The sequence below is a fragment of the Kutzneria viridogrisea DSM 43870 genome (assembly GCF_000525635.1).
In the GTDB taxonomy this organism is placed as follows: Bacteria; Actinomycetota; Actinomycetes; order Mycobacteriales; family Pseudonocardiaceae; genus Kutzneria; species Kutzneria viridogrisea.
Genome location: NZ_CP007155.1, coordinates 8299131 through 8316137 on the forward strand (window position 1 = coordinate 8299131; position 17007 = coordinate 8316137).

General features: G+C 72.1%; 14 protein-coding genes. 4 read left to right on the top strand and 10 right to left on the bottom strand.

What is annotated here, in order from left to right; genetic code table 11:
* Positions 1-86 precede the first annotated feature (86 nt).
* Positions 87-1241, bottom strand: coding sequence for a GGDEF domain-containing protein (locus KALB_RS36005; protein ID WP_236650096.1), 1155 nt, complete (start codon positions 1239-1241; stop codon positions 87-89).
* Positions 1242-1539: 298 nt separating this feature from the next.
* Between KALB_RS36005 and KALB_RS36010 the strand changes: the two genes are divergently transcribed.
* The gene (locus KALB_RS36010) at positions 1540-2259 is read left to right on the top strand and encodes a hypothetical protein (RefSeq protein WP_148309787.1); all 720 of its coding nucleotides are present in this window, start codon (positions 1540-1542) and stop codon (positions 2257-2259) included.
* A 275-nt stretch (positions 2260-2534) separates the two neighbouring features.
* Here KALB_RS36010 and smc read toward each other — a convergent pair whose 3' ends face one another.
* Positions 2535-6431 (bottom strand): chromosome segregation protein SMC, encoded by a 3897-nt coding sequence (smc, locus tag KALB_RS36015; RefSeq protein ID WP_025360530.1) that lies wholly within the window; start codon positions 6429-6431, stop codon positions 2535-2537.
* A 188-nt stretch (positions 6432-6619) separates the two neighbouring features.
* On the opposite strand from smc, the gene KALB_RS36020 reads away from it, so the two are divergent.
* A complete protein-coding gene (locus tag KALB_RS36020) occupies positions 6620-8542 on the top strand; it encodes an N-acetylmuramoyl-L-alanine amidase (protein WP_081789694.1) in 1923 nt (640 codons plus the stop codon).
* A 55-nt stretch (positions 8543-8597) separates the two neighbouring features.
* Here KALB_RS36020 and KALB_RS44580 read toward each other — a convergent pair whose 3' ends face one another.
* The 3 genes from KALB_RS44580 to KALB_RS36035 are packed head-to-tail and all read right to left on the bottom strand — an operon-like array spanning position 8598 to position 10201.
* Entirely contained in the window at positions 8598-9368 is a 771-nt protein-coding gene (locus KALB_RS44580; RefSeq protein WP_236650097.1) for a zf-HC2 domain-containing protein, read from the bottom strand.
* Positions 9365-9883: a sigma-70 family RNA polymerase sigma factor gene (locus KALB_RS36030; protein ID WP_081789695.1), complete on the bottom strand. Its 519-nt coding sequence runs from the start codon at positions 9881-9883 to the stop codon at positions 9365-9367. The genes KALB_RS44580 and KALB_RS36030 overlap by 4 nt, the downstream gene beginning before the upstream one ends.
* Positions 9884-9916: 33 nt before the next feature.
* Positions 9917-10201: an acylphosphatase gene (locus KALB_RS36035; RefSeq protein WP_030109813.1), complete on the bottom strand. Its 285-nt coding sequence runs from the start codon at positions 10199-10201 to the stop codon at positions 9917-9919.
* A gap of 121 nt (positions 10202-10322) precedes the next feature.
* Between KALB_RS36035 and KALB_RS44935 the strand changes: the two genes are divergently transcribed.
* Positions 10323-11024, top strand: coding sequence for a CAP domain-containing protein (locus KALB_RS44935; protein WP_025360535.1), 702 nt, complete (start codon positions 10323-10325; stop codon positions 11022-11024).
* Positions 11025-11058: 34 nt separating this feature from the next.
* On the opposite strand, the gene KALB_RS36045 is transcribed toward KALB_RS44935, so the two are convergent.
* On the bottom strand, positions 11059-11535 hold the full coding sequence (locus tag KALB_RS36045) for a hypothetical protein (protein ID WP_025360536.1): 477 nt from the start codon (positions 11533-11535) through the stop codon (positions 11059-11061).
* Between the two features lie 120 nt (positions 11536-11655).
* Between KALB_RS36045 and KALB_RS47205 the strand changes: the two genes are divergently transcribed.
* Positions 11656-12168, top strand: a complete 513-nt coding sequence (locus KALB_RS47205; protein ID WP_148309788.1) for a hypothetical protein — start codon at positions 11656-11658, stop codon at positions 12166-12168.
* Position 12169: 1 nt separating this feature from the next.
* Here the strand turns inward: KALB_RS47205 and KALB_RS36055 are convergent, their stop codons facing one another.
* The 4 genes from KALB_RS36055 to KALB_RS36070 form a co-directional block, all read right to left on the bottom strand.
* Positions 12170-12808: a phosphate signaling complex PhoU family protein gene (locus KALB_RS36055; RefSeq protein WP_025360538.1), complete on the bottom strand. Its 639-nt coding sequence runs from the start codon at positions 12806-12808 to the stop codon at positions 12170-12172.
* 148 nt (positions 12809-12956) lie between these two features.
* Entirely contained in the window at positions 12957-13202 is a 246-nt protein-coding gene (locus KALB_RS36060; protein ID WP_148309789.1) for a hypothetical protein, read from the bottom strand.
* Positions 13203-13673: 471 nt separating this feature from the next.
* Positions 13674-14357, bottom strand: a complete 684-nt coding sequence (locus KALB_RS36065; RefSeq protein ID WP_025360540.1) for a response regulator — start codon at positions 14355-14357, stop codon at positions 13674-13676.
* Positions 14354-16939 carry a sensor histidine kinase gene (locus tag KALB_RS36070; protein ID WP_042221169.1) on the bottom strand — a complete coding sequence of 862 codons (2586 nt, stop codon included), beginning with the start codon at positions 16937-16939 and terminating at the stop codon, positions 14354-14356. Before KALB_RS36070 ends, KALB_RS36065 begins: the two co-directional genes overlap by 4 nt.
* Positions 16940-17007: the final 68 nt, after the last annotated feature.

Here is a 17007-nt window from a genome sequence, read left to right on the forward strand (position 1 = left end):
CGGCTGCCCGCTCCCCGGAAATCATTTTGTGACAACCCCCTCCGCCGCCGACCGGCACACACTAACCGAGGGGATTGAGTGCGCATTCAGATGCTCACCACACGGTCCCGGCCCGCGTTCTTCGCCCGGTACAGCGCGGCGTCCGCGGCCAACAGCAGCCGCTCCAGGCTCTCCGCCGACCTCGGGTACACCGCCACCCCGATCGACACCGACAGCCCGCGCACCTGCCGCTCCTGCTCCCCCGGCACCGGCACCGCGAGCGCCGACACGGTCTTGCGCAGCCGCTCGGCGATCTCCAGCGCGGCGGGCTCGGCCACCTCGGGCAGCAGCACCGCGAACTCCTCGCCGCCGAACCGGCCCACCACGTCCTCGGCGCGGACCTCGGCCTGCAGCGCCTCGGCCACCGCGCGCAGCACCGCGTCGCCCGCGACGTGACCGTAGGTGTCGTTGACCCGCTTGAAGTGGTCCAGGTCCACCATCAGCACCGCGAAGGGCCGCCCCTGACGGCCCGCCTGCTCGCCGACCCGCTGCGCGGCGTCGTGCCAGGCGACGGCGTTGGCCAGCCCGGTCTTGTCATCGGTGGTCGCGGCCACCTCCAACTGCTTGACCAGCACGCTGCGGTGCAGCATCAGCAACGGCGGCAGGACCAGCAGCACCAGTGGCGGCTGGTACACCAGCGCGAGCGCGGTCAATCCACCGAGACAGAGCGTGACAATTTCCAGTGCATTGTCACTGGCCGTGCCCAACAATTCGCGCGGCGACCGTTTGGCGGTATACAGGAATATTCCCGCACACACCAGCACCGCACTGACCAATTCGAATGCGGCGGCCGAGGAGAGCACGATGCCGACGGCGCGCGCCGCCGAGGGCGAACCCTCGTCGAGACCGCCGAGCCCGGTGAGCCGGAGCACGAGGGCTGCGGCGAAGCAGGACAGCAGCGCCCATGCCGTGCTGACCGCGACCCGGTGCAGCGGGCGGCTGCGCACGTGCCGCCACACGCGCAGCCACAGGTGCACGTAGAGCACCACCACCAGCAGAGATACCATGGCCGGGGTGAGCAGCACCGTCCCTGCCAGGCACCAGACGGAGGTCAGGTTGACGTGCATCTCCCCGGCCATCCAGCGGCGCATCCGCTCGATGCGGCGGGACAACTCCGCCTGCACGAGGCCGAGCACTGCGAGCACTGCGAACCAGCCGAAGTCCTTGGCAGCCGGTGGTTGGTGAACCAGGTCGAAAAACACGAGTGCGACAGCGGTGAACTCACAGAACGCCGCGTAGACCAACCAGCCCCGTGGCTGCGCCCACACATCCCAACGAGCGGCGCCGGCTTTCCTCCATAATGAGGCCGACATCATCTCCCACTGTTCCACTGGACGTAGTCACTGGTTCACGACGTGTCAGCGACAACAGTAGTTGGCCGACCCCGGCCGCACACCGAGGAGGCGAGTGATCGTGGCTACCCGCGAGGGCTGAACAAGAGCAGTGGGCGGTCGGCCGTTGTGTCCGACCGCCACCTCCGGACGGTCTAACCTGTGCGCCATGACGCGCGTGATCGGCTCAGTGCGGCTGCCCGAACTGCCCGATGGCCGGGACCAGGTGCTGTGGCCACGACTGCTCGACCTCACCGAGGCACTGACGGTGCCGCACGTGCTCGTCGGCGGGCTCATGGTGTACCTGCACGGTGCCGTGGCGGGCAGGGCGAGGCCGCGGCCGGACCGTGAGATCGAGGTGCTCGCGGACCTGCGTTCCGCGAGCGCCGACCTGCCCGCCGTGCTCGGCGCGCTGGGCTACGAGCCCGACGAGGTGCGGCCGGGCCGCTACTCGCGCGGGGACGGCATCCCGGTGACCGTGCGCGCGCTGGAGCGGGTCAAGCCCAAGCCCCCGGCGCGCAAGGCGCCGCCGGTGCCGGTGGCCACCGTGCCGGGCGGCACGACCGTGCTGGCCGATCCCGTTGCCGTGCGGGCGGAGTACGGCCCGCGCGCCGCGCAACTGTTCCTGCCCGACCTGGCCAGGGCACTGTTCGCCACCGCCCGCGGCTACCTGGTGGACCACGAGCCACACCGGGTGGCCGACGTGGCGTACCTGGTGTCGCTGACCGAGGACCCGGCGAAGGTGCTGGACGAGTTGGGCGCCAGCCGCTCGGCGGAGCGCTTCGAGTTCCTGGCCGAACTGGACGATCCGGCACACACTGCCTGGTTGGACCTGGGAGCGCACGGCGAGTCCGCACACCGCACCTGGGAGCGCCTGCGCAGGGACTGACAGCCGACGCCGAGTCCCGCTCTGGGGAGCGCGAATCCCGTTCTGCGGACGCTGAGTCCCGCCCACCCGGTGGGCTGAGCCCTGCGCGGGTGAGGGAGCAGGGGCGGTGAGCGGAGGTCACGCGCCGGAGAGCGGGATTCGCGTGCCGGTGGGCGGGACTCGGCTGGGGGAGAACGGGACTCAGCTGCGGCTGAGCGAGACTCGGCCGCAGCTGGACGGGACTCACATGCCGGTGGGCGGGACTCGCGCGCGGGAGAGCGGGACTCGCCGGTTGGTCAGGACTCGATCGGCCCAGCGGTCGGGTCCTCGGCCTCCGTGTTCGCCACCGGCTCGTCGGCGGCGGGCGGCGCGTCCGCCACTGGCGCGTCAGCCGGGGCCACGCCAGCGGGCGACGGGTCCGCGGGCGACGCGGCAACCGGGTCGGCGCCAACCGGGTCAGCGGGCGACTCACCAGCAGGCAGCCCGTCAGCCGGGGCCACGCCAGCGGGCGACGGGTCCGCGGGCGACGCGGCAACCGGGTCGGCAGCGGGCGACTCACCAGCGGGCGACCCGCCAGCCGGGGCCACGGCAGCGGGCGGCGCGGGCTTGGGGGGCTTGGCACCGCGCAGGCGTTGGGAGATGACGTTGCTGATGCCGTCCCCGCGCATGCTCACCCCGTACAGCGCGTCGGCGATCTCCATCGTCGGCTTCTGGTGGGTGATGATCAGCAGCTGGGACCGCTCGCGCAGCTGCTCGAACAGGCTGATCAGCCGCCGCAGGTTGGTGTCGTCCAGCGCGGCCTCGACCTCGTCCATGACGTAGAACGGTGAGGGGCGGGCGCGGAAGATCGCCACCAGCATGGCGACGGCGGCCAGGGACTTCTCGCCACCGGAGAGCAGGGACAGCCGCTTGACCTTCTTGCCGGGTGGGCGGGCCTCCAGCTCGATGCCGGTGGTCAGCATGTCCTCGGGGTCGGTCAGCGCGAGCTTGCCCTCGCCGCCGGGGAACAGGGTGGCGAACACGACCTCGAACTCCCGGGCCACGTCGTGGTAGGCCTCGGTGAACACCTCGAGGATCTTGTCGTCCACCTCCTTGACCACGGTGAGCAGGTCGCGGCGGGTGGTCTTGATGTCCTCCAGCTGGGTGGACAGGAACTTGTAGCGCTCCTCCAGCGCGGCGAACTCCTCCAGCGCGAGGGGGTTGACCTTGCCGAGCTGGGTGAGGTCGCGCTCGGCCCGCTTGAGCCGCCGGGCCTGCACGTCGCGCACGTAGGGCATCGGCTGCGGCTCGGTGACGGCCTCGCCGTTCTCCTTGGCGGCCTCGTACTCGGCGAGCTCGGCGGGGGTCGGCGGCACGGGGACCTCGGGGCCGTACTCGGCGACCAGGTCCTCCAGACCGATGCCGAACTCCTCGCCGATCCTGGTCTCCAGCTGCTCCAGCCGCAGCCGCTGCTCGGCGCGCAGCACCTCGTCGCGGTGCACGGCGTCGGTGAGCTTCTCCAGCTCACCGGCCAGCTCGCGGACCTGGCCGCGCACCTGGGCCAGCACGGTCTCACGCTCGGCACGCCGGGCCTGCGCGGCGTCCCGCTCGCTGGCGGCACGGCGCAGCGAGACCTCGATGCGCACCAGCGCGGTCTCACCCCCGGCGACCACGGCGTTGGCCACGGCCGCGGCGCGGGTCCGCGCGGCCAGTGCCCGCTCGGCGCGTTCGCGGGCGTCCCGCTCGGCCCGCGCGGCCCTGCGCAGCTGCTCGGCCTTGCCCTGTAGGGCACGCGCCCGCTCCTCGGCGGTGCGCAGGGACAGGCGCGCGTCCATCTCGGCCTGCCGCGCGGTGCCGAGCTGGGCGTTGATCTCGTCCCGCTCGCTGGTGTCGGGCTCCTCGTCGACGCTGGTCTCCTGGACGGCGAGCAGCCGCTCCTCCAGTTCGGCCAGCTTGCCGACGGCCTCCTCCCTGGCCTGCTCCAGCTTGCCGCGCTGCGCGCCGATGCGCTGCACCTCGGCCTCGGCGGAGCGCACGGCCTGGTTGAGCCGGTTCAGCCGCTCACCGGAGCGCGCGCGGCGCACCTTGGCCTCGTTGAGCTGCTCCTTGAGCTCGCCCACCTCGGCGCGGCGAGCCTCCTGCTCGGCACGGGCACCGGCCAGGGTCGCGCTGGCGTGCTCCAGCGCGCGCTCGGCGGCACCGAGCTTGTCCTGGGCCTCGTCCACGGCGGCCTGCACCTCGATGGTGCTCTGCGCACGCCCCGAGCCGCCGATCGCCCAGTCGGCGCCCAGCACATCGCCCTCGCGGGTGGCCGCGCGCAGCCGATCGTCGGCGGCGACCAGGGCCTGCGCGGCCGTGAGGTCCGCCACCACGGCGACCCGGTCCAGGGCGCGTTCCACGGCGGGGCGCAGCGGCTCAGGGGCCCGCACCAGGTCCACGGCCCAGCGCGCACCCGGCGGCAGCGCGGGCCAGCCCGAGCGGTCCAGCGTGCCGCCCGCACCGCCGACGAGCACACCGGCTCTTCCGGAATCGGTGCTGCGCAACAGGTTCAGCGCGGCCACGGCGCCCGTGCCACCTGAGACGGCGATGGCGTCGGCCACCGGGCCCAGCGCGGCGGCCAGCGCCACCTCGGCGCCCGGTTCGACGGTGAGCAGTGCGGCGACCGAGCCGAGCAGCCCCGGCAGCCGGTCGGCGGCGGCGAGCAGGGCGCCCGCCCCGTCCTTGCGGGTCAGGCCGAGGGACAGCGCGTCCACCCTGGCCTTCCAGGAGGAGATCTCCTTGTCCGCGGCCCGCTCCGCCTTGACCAGTTCCTCGACCCGGACCTTGGCGGCCCGCTCGGACTCCACGGCCAGCCGGTGCCGCTCGTCCAGGCCGACGTCGCCCTCGTCCTCGGTGCCGGTGACCTCCTGCTGCTCGGCCAGCTCGATGCGGGCGAGTTCGGCCCGCTCCTCGGCCTCGGCCAGCGAGGTGGACAGCCGCTCGATCTCCTCGGCGGTGGCGTTGTTCTTGCTGCGCAGCGCCTCCACCTGGCCGGTCAGCCTGGCCAGGCCCTCGCGCCGGTCGGCGATCATCCGCACGGCGGCCAGGTGCGCCTTCTCCGCGGCGGTGACCGCCCGCTCCAGCTCGGAGCGCTGCTCGGTGGTCTCCGCCAGCGCGATCCGGGCCTCGGTGACCGCCTCGGTCAGCTCGGCCTCGCGCTCGGCGGTCGCCTCGGCCTCGGCCTCCAGCTCCTCGGGGTCCCGGCCGCCCCGGTGCGCCTCGGGCGGCGCGGACAGGTGCCGGGCCCGCTCGGCGGCCAGCCGCACCGTGCCGCGCAGCCGCTCCTCCAGCGCCGACAGCCGGTACCAGGTCTCCTGGGCGCGGGCCAGCACCGGAGCGTCCTCGGCGACCAGCTGCTCCAGCTCGGTCTGCTTGGCGGTGCCGATCTGCAGGGCCTGCTCGACCTCGGCGCGGCGGGCGCGGGCCTTGGCCTCGTCGGCCTCGTCACGCTCCAGCTCGCCGCGCTGGGACACCAGGTCGTCGGCGAACAGGCGCAGCTTGGCGTCGCGCAGGTCGGCCTGCACGGCCTGGGCCTTGCGCGCGATCTCCGCCTGCTTGCCCAGCGGCTTGAGCTGGCGGCGCAGTTCGGCGGTCAGGTCGGTCAACCGGGTCAGGTTGGCCTGCATGGCGTCCAGCTTGCGGAGCGCCTTCTCCTTGCGCTTGCGGTGCTTGAGGACGCCAGCGGCCTCCTCGATGAAGGCCCTGCGCTCCTCGGGCTTGGACTCCAGGATGGCCGAGAGCTGGCCCTGCCCGACGATCACGTGCATCTCGCGGCCGATGCCGGAGTCCGACAGCAGTTCCTGGATGTCCAGCAGGCGGCAGGAGTTGCCGTTGATCTCGTACTCGTTGGCGCCCTCGCGGAACATCCGACGGGTGATCGAGACCTCGGTGTAGTCGATGGGCAGCGCGCCGTCGGAGTTGTCGATGGTCAGCGTCACCTCGGCGCGGCCCAGCGGGGCGCGGCCCGCCGTACCGGCGAAGATGACGTCCTCCATCTTGCCGCCGCGCAGGTCCTTGGCGCCCTGCGTGCCCATCACCCAGCGCAGCGCGTCCAGCACGTTGGACTTGCCCGAGCCGTTCGGCCCCACCACGCAGGTGATGCCCGGCTCGAAGCGCAGCGTGGTGGCCGAGGCGAAGGACTTGAAGCCCTTCAGCGTCAGGCTCTTCAGGTGCACGGTGCGCTGCCTTGTCGATAGGGAGGTGCGGGGCTTATCCGGGGGAGGATACCCGGAGGTCCGGTCAGGTCGTCGGAGGCCGACCGCCCCGACCAGGCGATCTTGCCGCTCTCGTGGGAAACCAACACGTTAGCCCGATTGGCCGGTACCTGTTGACGAGTCGCGGAACGGGCCTGATCGTTGTGCCCATGCCAAGATTGCACGCCGTCGCGGCCGGTGCGACCAGCCTGGTGCTGGCCCTGTCGGCGGCCGGTACGGCACCAGCAGCAGCGTCCCCCTCCTACGTGCAGGACCGCCAGCGCGCGTTCACCGCGGCGGCGGCCGAGTTCGGCGTCCCGGTCGACGTGCTGCTCGGCGTGTCGTACCTGGAATCCGAGTGGAACGGCAACTCCGGCGCACCCAGCGTAGCTGCCGGTTACGGGCCGATGCACCTGACCGACTTCGCCACCGCCTCGCGCGGCGGCACCGAGTTCGACGAGGGCCCCGGCGACCCCCGCGGCGACGAGTCCCGGCGCGCACTGCACCCGGCGGCGCCCCCGCCGCAGGTCCCGGCGGCGCAGTTGCAGACCCTGACGCGGGCGGCGGCCCTGCTGGGCATCGACCCGGCCAGGCTGCGCAGCGACCCCGCGCAGAACATCCGCGGCGGCGCGGCCCTGCTGGCGGACCACCAGCGCCAACTGGGGCTGACCGGCCAGGGCAGTGCCGGGTGGTACGGGGCGGTCGCGCGGTACAGCGGGGCCACCGACTCCGGGGCCGCGGGCGACTTCGCCACCGAGGTGTTCAGCACCATCCAGCAGGGTGCGGACCGGGTGACCGACGACGGGCAGCATGTGGCGCTGGCCGCCGAGCCCGGGCTCAAGCCGGACACGGCGCAGCTGGACCGGCTGGGGCTGGCCAGGCCGACCAGCAACGGGGTGGAGTGCCCGCACGGGCTGTCCTGCGAGTCGGTGCCCGCGCCCTACACCCAGTTCGGGCCCACCGCCGAGGACTACGGCAACCACGACACGGCGGACCGTCCGGCCGCCGGCAAGGTGGACTACATCGTCATCCACGACACCGAGGCGAGCTGGGACACCACACTCAAGCTGATCAACGACCCGAAGTACGTGAGCTGGAACTACACGATCCGCTCCAACGACGGGCACGTGGCGCAGCACGTGCTGGGCAAGGACGTGGCCTGGCACGCGGGCAACTGGTACTTCAACGCGAAGTCGGTCGGGATCGAGCACGAGGGTTTCCTCGCGCAGGGCGGCTGGTACACCGAGGCGATGTACCGGTCCTCGGCGAAGCTGGTGCGCTACCTGGCCCAGCGCTACCAGATCCCCCTGGACCGCCAGCACATCCTCGGCCACGACAACGTTCCCGGCACCACACCGTCCACAGTGGCCGGTATGCACACCGACCCCGGCCCGCACTGGGACTGGGCGCACTACTTCGCGCTGATCGGCGCACCGTTGTTCCCGACGGGGCTGCCGTTCACCGGCATGGTGACGATCAAGCCGGACTTCGCGGAGAACAAGCTGGTGTTCACCGGCTGCACCGCCAAGGGCGTGCCCTGCGACCCGCGCAGTTCCACCTCGGTGATCCTGCACAGCCAGCCCAGTGACGACTCCCCGCTGCTGACCGACATCGGCCTGCACCCCGGCGGTGAGCCGCAGACCCTGGACGTCAACGACGTGGGCAGCCGTGCCGAGACCGGCCAGCAGTACGCCGTGGCCGAGCGGCGCGGGGACTGGACGGCGATCTGGTACCTGGGCCAGAAGGGCTGGTTCCACAGCGGGGACGCCTTGTGGGCAACGGGATTCGTGGTGACGCCCAAGGACGGCAGGGCCAGCGTGCCGGTGTACGGGCGGGCCTACCCGGAGGCCGCGGCCTACCCGCCGGGGCAGACCCCGCAGGCGATCGTGCCGTTGCAGTACAGCCTCCCGGCCGGTCAGCGCTACGTGTACGGCGGGCAGGCCGCCGCCGAGTACCTGCCGACCGTGTGGGATCCCAGCGGCACCAAGAACACCCCGGTGCGCGGCAGGACCCGCTACTACGAGATCCAGTTCGGGCACCGCGTGGCGTTCGTCAACGCCGACGACGTCCAACTGGTGCCCTCGTTCGTGTAGTTCACGCGCCACAGAGCGGGACTCGCCGGTTCTCGGCGGGTCCCGCTCCGCGTTGTCAGGCCTTCGGGCTCAGGTCGACCAGCAGCTTGTTGTCCGCGGTGACCACGTCCATCCGGTCGATGTCCTTGAGCGCGAACGAGGTGCTCGCGGGCACGTCGCCCTCGGTCTCCTGCCCGTTGCGCCACCACCCCGCGCTCTGGGTCTGCCCGTTCCTGTTGTGCACCACCAACTGGCATACCTGGTCCTTGGGCAGGTTGCGCATGGACAGCCGGACCTCGGTGCCCCACAACTGGTTGGTCAGGTCGGCACTGGCCACGACCTTGGTCGTCGAGTCGGTGGCCTGCCAGGTCGCGGAGGGCTGCTGCGGCCCGGACGGCCCGGCCAGCGACCGCTCCACCAGCACCGCGCTCACCGCCACCGCCGCGATGATGCCCGCCGCGGTGAAGGCGAACTGCCTGCGGCTGGTCCTGCGGTGCCTGCGCGGGGTCTGCGGGGAGGCGGGGGGCGAGGATGACGGGGGGACCTGCGGTCGCACCGGGCTGCTGCGCTGCTGCTCGGGCACCATGTGGCGGGGCACGGACAGCGTGGTCTCGCGGGCTGCTCTCGCCCCGCGGCCCGGCGGTCCCGACGCGGTCGGGTCGTGTTCCAAGGTCGCCAGGTCGTCCAGGGAGATCCGGCCGAGCAGCCCCGGCAGCGGGGCGAAGCGGACCAGTTCCTGTTGGCAGAACGGGCACCCGGTGAGGTGGCGCTCCATCGCGGACCGCTCACCGGGTTCCAGGGCGCCCAGCACGTAGACGCCAAGGGACACTGAATGTTGGCAGCTCACAGCTCGGTCACCCCCCGCTCCTCCAATGCGCCCCGCAGTGCCCGCAGCGCGTAGAAGCAACGCGACTTGACCGTGCCCGCGGGGACCCCGAGCACGGTGGCGGCCTCGGACACCGTCCGACGGCAGTAATACAGCTCCACGATGACCTGGCGATGGTCGTGACTGAGCGAACGCATCGCCTCGGCTACCTGCCACGCCTGCAATACGTGATCCAGTTCGTCGGAGCCCGACGGGAGCTCATCGGTCTCCAACGGAACCTCCGGGGCTCTGGCCTCCTTGCGGCGGTGGCCGGAGATGATGAGGTTGCGCGCGACCGTGTACAGCCACGGGCCAGCCTGTTCGGGTTCCAGTGAGTCGGAGTGCCGCCACGCGCGCAGCAGCGTCTCCTGGACGATGTCCTCGGCGTACTGGTAGTCGCCGCGCACCGCCCTGAGCACGTACCCCAGCAACGGCCGCCGATAGCGGCCGTAGAGCTGTCGTGCCAGTTCGTCGCTACGCTTCGCGCTTTGACCCACGTCCCGCTACTACGGGGCCGGGCTCGGCGCGGTTCAACGCTCCACGAAACCCGTGGCGGACCCCTTCGCCTCGCCCCACAGCTCGACCACCGCGTCCACCCTGCCGGGGGTCTGTCCCGAGCGCAGCGCGGCCAGCAGCCGTTGACAGTCCTGCTCGGTGCCCTCGGCGACCACCTCGACGCGGCCGTCGGGCAGGTTGCCCGCGCTGCCGGTCAGGCCGAGTTCCAGTGCGCGTGCCCGCGTCCACCAGCGGAAGCCCACTCCCTGCACCTGGCCGTGGACCCACGCGGTCAGCCGGACAGCACTGTTGTCATGCACGTGCCAATAGTCCCGCACGAGCCCGTATTCGGGTCGTACGACCCCACCACAGACTCACCCGTTAGTGGTACGGTCCGGCGCCGTGAGTCCCCGACGCACACCATCCTCGACCGTCAGCGGAATGCTGGTCGGACTGACCCTGGGCGCGGTGGGCACCGCGGTCGCGTCCCTGGCAGTTGGCCCAACGGCGCTGGCCTCCGTCCTGCTCGGCGGTGTCGCGGCACCGGCGCCGAGCACCGGGCAGCAGGTCGGCGTGGCCATGGGGGCGCCCAGCACGGCGACTACCGACCGCCCGACCGAGCGTCCCACGAACGGGGGGCCAAGCCCGAGCGCGAGTACACCGACAGCGACGACGCCCCCCACCGCGACCAGCACCACCACTGCGGCGCCGACCACCACGACGACGACCCAACCGGTCAGCACGACGGTGCGGGCGCCGAGCACGAAGGCCACGGCGTCCGGCTCGGCCAGGGTGCTCGAACTGGTCAACCAGGCCAGGGCGAACGCGGGCTGCAAGGCGCTGCGCGAGGACAGCCGTCTGGACACGGCGGCGCAGAACCACAGCAGCGACATGTCCGACCACGACTACTTCTCGCACACCTCGCAGGACGGCAGGACCTTCGCCGACCGCGAGCGGCAGGCCGGGTACCCCAGCCCCGGTGGGGAGAACATCGCGCAGGGCTACCGGACCGCGGACGCGGTGATGGACGGCTGGATGCACTCCGAGGGCCACCGGCGCAACATCCTGGACTGCGGCTACGCGAGCATCGGCATCGGCATGGACAGCGACGGCTTCTACTGGACGCAGGACTTCGGCCGGTAAGCACCGGCCCGACAGCGCGGGAGTCTGCCATGGGTTACGGGAGGCATCGGGACTTCGTGTACCGCACGGTCAGGCCCGCCCGCAGATCGCGCGCGCCCTTCCGGATGTCGCCGCTCGCGGTGTTCGGCGTGTCCTGCGCGCTGGGGGTCAGCGTGTTCACGGTGATCGTCAGCGCGCTGATGCCCCAGCAGCCCCAGCAGGCGCCCCTGCCCGCTCCCGGCGTGCCTACCGCGATCGCGATCCCGGACAGCCCCTGGCCCACGGTGGTGACCACCAGCCCGGTGGACAGCCAGGCCCCGACGCCCACCAGTGCCGGGCAGCCCACGCCCGGCGGCGGCACGGTCGCGGCACCGCCCCCGGCCGCGGACCGTCCGGGGCAGCCCGGCCGCCCGACCGGCCCGAACCGGCCCGTACCGGCACCGGCGCCGCCACCCGCACCGGCTCCGACCACCACCAGCAAGGACTTCTTCACGCAGTGGTCGGACAGCGGCACGGCCTTCTGCAAGGCCATGCACGGCTGGTGTGGCTGAAGGCACCATCACCGGATGGCATGACCCCCGACAGCAGCCCTTTACGAACCGCCGGGCACGCCCCGTATCCTTCAGCGCCGGGGCGGTCACGAGGAGGTCACGTGAGTTCACCAGATCAGCCGACAGCCGCGCGGGAGGTGCTCAGCCCGCCACCGACCGGCGGCGCCACACCTCGCCAGTCGGCGAAGGTGGTCATGGCCGCGGTCGGCGTGCTGGTCGCCACCGTGTTCGCCTCGGTCGCCACGATGGCGGCCACCCAGGGCGGCACCGGTGACGCGCAGCCCAGGTCCAACGTGGACCCGGCCTCGCAGCACTACCTGCCCGACGGCAGCACGCAGACCCCGGACGGCGAGACCTCGGCCAACGGCACCACGAGTGCGAGCGCGACGAGCACGTCCAGTTCGAAGACCTCCACCAGCAAGCCGAGCTCCACCACGACCACCTCGTCCAAGCCGCACCAGCCCAGCGACCCGCCCAGCGACGGCGGCAACCCGATCCCGAACCCGCCCACGGACAACTCACCGAACCCGACGACGACCACCACCACGCCGCCGACCACGACGACGACCACTCCGCCGCCGACGACGACCACGGCGACCCCGCCGAAGAGCTGACTCAGGCGCTGGCGGCGAGCTTGCCGCCGGAGAGCACGCTGGTCCGCCGGGCCAGCGACACGGCGTGGTCGGCGAACCGCTCGTAGCACTGCCCGAGCAGGGCCACGTCCACGGCGGCGGCCACCCCGTGCGGCCAGTCCGCGGCGGTCACGGCGGTGGACACGGCCCGGTACAGGTCGTCCATGATGTCGTCGCAGGAGTCCAGGAAGTCGGTCAGCTCCGGGTCCCTGGTGCGCAGGACCTGCTCGGTGGTGTTGGCCAGGGTCACCGCGAGCTGCCCCAGGTCCGCGAAGGTGTCGCGCAGCAGCTCGGGCAACACCGGGGCGGGGTGCCTGCGGCGGGTGGTGCGGGCGATGTGCAGCGCGAGGTCGCCCATCTGCTCCAGGCGGTCGGCGGCGTGCAGCACCGTGAACACCGCGCGCAGGTCGGTGTGCGCGCTGAGCAGTTCGTGGGCGTGCTCCTCGCACTCGGCACGCGCTCTGACGATCTTCGCGTCGTCGGCGATGACCTTCTCGGCGATCACGAGGTCGGCGTCGAGCAGCGCCTGACTGGCGCGCTGCATGGCTTCGCCGACGAGTCCGCACATCGCGGCCAGCTCGTCGCCGAGCCTCCGCAGGTGCCGGTGGTGGACCTTGCGCACCTACCTGAGAGTAGGAGCGATGCCGGGATCAGGCTCCCAGCAGCGGCAAACCCTGACGCGACCCGAACGCGCCAAGCCGAGGGGCGGGTCGGCCGCTGGCGGACGGCCGACCCGTCCCTCGCGCCGCCGCGCGGGCGACGGCGTGGTCTCAGGCGGCCCCGCCGCTGGAGGCGATCCACTGGGAGCCGGTCTGCCTGGCCTGCTTGCGGGCCTCCAGCAGGGCGGAGATGACCAGGTCGACCTCCTCCTCGGAGAGGAAGGCGACCTCGCCGGGCGGTGCCTGGAGCACCACCTTGTCCCCGGCCGACCAGACGCGCATCGACCGGCGCTTCTTGCCGAATCCGAGGCAGGACACTTCGTGGCCCTCTGCTGGACTGATCTGGGGTGAACTCATGGCCAACTCCTCCCAGCGAGAGTCGAGTCGCGGCCGGATCCTGGGGGTAGCCGCGTCTCTCGCACGATCACGTAGAACATAGGTGTACACACCGCAGTTGTTACGCACTCTAACGAGGAAGTTTGCGTCCATTCGAGTGATGGATGGTCACCGAGCGATCAAAGTCCTCACGATTCGTAAAGCTAGTAGCGCACTCAACTAACAGTTGACGGCCTGTCGATCACCCATCTGGCGGCTGACGCCGAGCCCAGACGGCCCCTCGGACGGGGCAGCGGCGTGCCATGAAGGTGCCGTTCAGGACGTTCAACGTCGCAAAGGGCACCTTCATGACGCTTGGGTCACGGCGGACCAGTCACGGATCCAGCGCCCCGCCCCATCAGTCGCCCGCGTCCCAAAGGTGCCCCTCACGACACTCAACGCCCCAAAGGGCACCTTCATGACGCTTGGGTCACGGCGTTCGGACCGGGCGGCTCAGCACTCGAACCGGTAGCCCATGCCGGGTTCGGTCAGCAGGTGGCGCGGGCGTGAGGGTTCGGGCTCCAGCTTGCGGCGCAACTGGGCGAGGTAGACGCGCAGGTAGTGCGACTCGGTGGCGTACTGCGGGCCCCACACGTCCTGGAGCAGCTGCTTCTGGGCGACCAGACGCCCCCGGTTGCGGACCAGCACCTCCAGCACGCCCCACTCGGTGGGCGTCAGGTGCACCTCCGCACCGGCCCGGCGCACCTTCTTCGCGACCAGGTCCACGGTGAACGAGGCGGTCTCGACCACGGCCTCCTCCCCGTCGGCGGCGGAGCTGGCGGAGCGGCGCACGGCGGCGCGCAGCCTGGCCAGCAGCTCGTCCATGCCGAACGGCTTGGTCACGTAGTCGTCGGCGCCCGCGTCGAGGGCCTCCACCTTGTCGGAGGAGTCGGTGCGGGCGGACAGCACGAGGATCGGCACGGAGCTCCAGCCACGCAGCCCGGCGATCACGTCGGTGCCGTCCAGGTCGGGCAGCCCGAGGTCGAGCACCACCACGTCCGGTTTGGCCTCGGCGGCGGCCTTGAGCGCACTGGCGCCGTCATGCGCGGTGAGCACCTGGTAGCCGCGGGCGGAGAGGTTGATCCGCAACGCCCGCACGATCTGCGGTTCGTCGTCGACCACGAGCACCTTGGTCATGATCCCTGCGCCTCCTCCGGCACTGCCCCCGTGCTGACTGGCAGCGAGATCACCAGGGTGAGCCCGCCGCCGGGAGTGTCCTCGGCGCTGATGCTGCCGCCCATCGCCTCGGTGAAGCCCTTCGCCACGCTGAGGCCGAGCCCGACCCCGCTGGTCGCGTCCCGGTCACCCAGCCGCTGGAACGGGGCGAACAGCGCCTCCCCCGCCCCCTTGGGCAACCCTCGGCCGTGGTCGACCACCCGCAGCTCCACCTGCGCGGCGTGCGCACTGGCGCGCACCGCGACGGGCGGCTCGTCCCCGTTCACCCTCGTCCCGGCCCGGCCGTGCCGCAAGGCGTTGTCGATCACGTTGGCCACCACCCGTTCCAGGAGCCCGACGTCGGCGAGCACCTGAGGAAGCCTCTCATCCACGTCCACCTGCACGCTGCGCCGGTCGTCGATCCCGGACAGGGCCTTGGCCACCACCTCGTAGTAGCCCACCGGCCGCAGCAGCGGTTGCACCGCGCCGGTGGCCAGTCGCGAGGAGTCCAGCAGGTTGTCCACCAGCCCGGCCAGGCGGTCCGCCGACTCCTCCACGGTGGCCAGCAGCTCACCGGTGTCCTCGGTGGACAGCCGCAACTCCGGATCGCGCAGGCTGCTCGCCGCCGCCTTGATCGAGGTCAGCGGGGTACGCAGGTCGTGGCCGACCGCGGAGAGCAGGGCCGTGCGCAGCTCGGTGGTCTCGGCACGGCGTTGCGCGTCGGCGGTCTGCGCGGCCATGCGCTGCTGGCGCAGTGCGAGCAGCGCCTGCCCCGCGGCGGCCTCCAGCGCGCGCTGGTCGGCGGCGGCCAGCGCCCTGCCGCGCAGCGCGAGGTGCACCTCCGGGGTCACCGGCACGTCGATGTCGGCCTCGTCGGGCTCGTCACAGGGCCGCGGCCCCACGCAGGCCACCCGGTCCCAGGTGCCGTGCCGCTTCTCCAGCAGTGCCACCGAGGTCAGGCCGAAGTTCTCGCGCACCTTCTCCAGCAGGCGCACCAGCGGGTACGGGCTGGTGAGCACGGTGCGCGCGTAGGAGGCGAGCAGGGCGGCCTCGGTGCGTGCCCTGGCGGCCTGCTCGGCGCGACGGGCCGCCCGGTCCACCACCAGCGCGACCATGACGGCCACCACGACCATCGCCACCAGGGTGACGATGTTCTCGCCCTCGGCCACGGTCAACGAGTACAGCGGCGGGGTGAAGAAGAAGTTGAGCAGCCCCGCGGAGAGCACGGCGGCGGCCACGGCCGGGCCGACCCCACCGATCAGCGCCACGACCACCGTGGCCAGGAAGTAGTCGACGAGGTCGGTGGACACCGTGACGGTCCCGCGCAGCAGCACGCCCAGCAGGGTCGCCAGCGAGGGCACCAGCAGCGCGAGCAGCCAGCCGAGCACCTGCCGGGACGGGGTGAGCGGGCTGCGGGACAGGCGCCAGCGCAGGGCGCGCCGCGCCTCGCCGTGGGTGACCATGTGCACGTCGATCGGGCCCGACTCCTGCACGACGGTGGCGCCGATGCCCTCCTCGAACAGCCGCGCCACCCGCGAACGCCGCGAGGTGCCCAGCACGAGCTGGGTGGCGTTCACCCCGCGGGCGAAGTCCAGCAGCGCGGTCGGCACGTCGTCGCCGACCACGGTGTGGAAGGTCGCGCCGACGTCCTCGGCCAGCCGCCGGTAGCGGGCCACGGTGTCCGCGGGCACCCCGGCCAGCCCGTCCCCGCGCAGCACGTGCAGCACGAGCAGTTCCGCGCCCGCCCTGGTGGCGATGCGCCGGGCGCGGCGGACGAGCGTCTCGCTCTCCGGGCCACCGGTGACCGACACGACCACGCGCTCGCGGGTCTCCCAGGTCTCGGTGATCTGCTGCTCGCTGCGGTAGCGCTGCAACGCCACGTCCACCTGGTCGGCCACCCACAGCAGGGCCAGCTCGCGCAGGGCGGTCAGGTTGCCGACCCGGAAGTAGTTGCCCAGGGCCGCGTCGATCTTGCGGGCCGGGTACACGTTGCCGTGTGCCAGCCGCCTGCGCAGCGCCTCCGGGGTGATGTCCACCAGCTCGATCTGCTCGGCGTTGCGCACCACCTGGTCGGGCACGGTCTCCCGCTGGGTGACCCCGGTGATCCGCTCCACCACGTCGTTGAGGCTCTCCAGGTGCTGCACGTTGACCGTGGACAGCACCTCGATGCCCGCATCCAGCAGTTCCTCGATGTCCTGCCAGCGCTTGTCGTTGCGCGAGCCCGGCACGTTGGTGTGCGCCAGCTCGTCGACCAGCACCACCTCGGGCGCACGGGCCAGCACCGCGTCCAGGTCCATCTCCTGGAAGTCCAGGCCCCGGTGGCTGATGTGCTTGCGCGGCAGCACTTCCAGGCCGTCGAGCAGCTCGGCGGTCTTCGCCCGGTCGTGCGTCTCCACCAGGCCGACGACCACGTCGGTGCCGCGTTCGGCCCGCCTGCGCGCCTCGCCGAGCATGGCGAAGGTCTTGCCCACACCCGGCGCGGCGCCGAGGTAGATCCTCAACTCGCCACGTCGGCGCCTGTCCGGTCGCACCCGGGCCGAAGATCTGCTTGCAGGATCGAGCATGGGCACAGTCTGCTCCACAAATCACCCCATCGCCCGCGAGGTCCGGCACACCCCCAGGCGTGCCGGAC

Excerpts from the sequence above, each read along its gene's own strand:
- KALB_RS36010 (WP_148309787.1), top strand. The coding sequence starts at position 1,540 with ATGACGCGCGTGATCGGCTCAGTGCGGCTGCCCGAACTGCCCGATGGC.
- KALB_RS36060 (WP_148309789.1), bottom strand. The coding sequence starts at position 13,202 with ATGAGTTCACCCCAGATCAGTCCAGCAGAGGGCCACGAAGTGTCCTGC.
- KALB_RS36070 (WP_042221169.1), bottom strand. The coding sequence starts at position 16,939 with ATGCTCGATCCTGCAAGCAGATCTTCGGCCCGGGTGCGACCGGACAGG.
- KALB_RS36065 (WP_025360540.1), bottom strand. The coding sequence starts at position 14,357 with ATGACCAAGGTGCTCGTGGTCGACGACGAACCGCAGATCGTGCGGGCG.
- KALB_RS36020 (WP_081789694.1), top strand. The coding sequence starts at position 6,620 with ATGCCAAGATTGCACGCCGTCGCGGCCGGTGCGACCAGCCTGGTGCTG.
- KALB_RS44935 (WP_025360535.1), top strand. The coding sequence starts at position 10,323 with ATGCTGGTCGGACTGACCCTGGGCGCGGTGGGCACCGCGGTCGCGTCC.
- KALB_RS36045 (WP_025360536.1), bottom strand. The coding sequence starts at position 11,535 with ATGGCCTTGCAGAAGGCCGTGCCGCTGTCCGACCACTGCGTGAAGAAG.